The sequence below is a fragment of the Streptomyces alkaliphilus genome (genome assembly GCF_014141535.1).
Taxonomy (GTDB): domain Bacteria; phylum Actinomycetota; class Actinomycetes; order Streptomycetales; family Streptomycetaceae; genus Streptomyces; species Streptomyces alkaliphilus.
In genome coordinates, this window is sequence record NZ_VKHT01001351.1 from 1 (window position 1) to 1068 (window position 1068).

At 74.3% G+C, this 1068-nt stretch carries 1 protein-coding gene; it reads right to left on the minus strand.

Annotated features, from left to right (window positions below; all coding sequences use genetic code 11):
- Positions 1-207: 207 nt before the first annotated feature.
- The coding region (locus tag FNQ90_RS24420; RefSeq protein WP_182608324.1) for a metallophosphoesterase at positions 208-1068 on the minus strand (861 nt) is incomplete at its 5' end.

A 1068-nucleotide genomic window follows, 5' to 3' on the forward strand; every position in this document is an offset into this window, starting at 1 on the left:
GACCGGGCACGGGCGAATTCCGGCCGGCCGGGAGGTTCCCGAAGGCGTGTCGGAGACTTCCCCGACCCGCCGGCGGGGAAAACCCGCCGGGACCCCGGCGGCATCCGGACGGGGGAACGGTCCGCCCCGATCGGAGCACGCGGCGGGACACCGCGCGCCGGGGCCCGACCCGGCCCTGCCGGTTCGGTTCGGGTCGGGTCGGTTCGGTCAGCCCTCCAACGGAAGGCGGACGACGAGCAGCGGGCCGTCCATCGTCACGCCGCCGTCCATGGCGATGGCCAGATCCTCCGCGTACACGTGCGGCAGGCGGGGGCGCGGGGCGGCCTCGCCGTCCGCCGCCTCCGGCTCGCGCTCCTCCCCTGTGAGGTAGGGGATCGGGCTGTGCCCGTGCACGACGCGGTTGCCGCCGTAGGCCGCCAGCATCTCCCGGGCGGCCTGCGCGCCGCCCTCGTCCCGGAAGGCGAACCGCCGGGTGAAGTCGCGGAACAACTCCCAGGTCTCGTCGGGGTCCTGACGCTGCAACACCTGCTTGATCGCCTCGTTGGCGTCCTCCGGCGTGGCCCCCCGGCCCAGGTAGGCGGTGGTGTCGGAGTGCAGCAGGAGGTGACCGTCGACCACGGCGAGGGAGTCCAGGCGGGACATCCACTGCACGTGGTGGTCGCGCAGTCGTTCCATGTCGGCGGCCTGGCCGCCGTTGAGCATCCAGGCGGCACGGAAGGAGGCGGTGCCGGCGCCGGAGTCCACCGGGGTGTCACCGAAGCGATGCGCGCCCAGCAGCAGTACCTCGTGGTTGCCCAGCAGCGCCTTGCAGTACCCGCCGGCCGCGGCGGCCTCGGCGGAGAGCCGCATCACCAGGTCGATGACGCCGATGCCGTCCGGTCCCCGGTCGGTGAAGTCGCCGAGGAACCACAACCGGGCGGTGCCCCCCGACCAGCGGTTCTCCGCGTCGGTCAGTCCGACCTCGCGCAGCGCGGCACGCAGTTCGTCGAGGTAGCCGTGCACGTCGCCGACCACCCACAGGGGGCCGGTGCCCTCCTCCGCGCGGACCGCGGTGACGGGCTCCGGGAC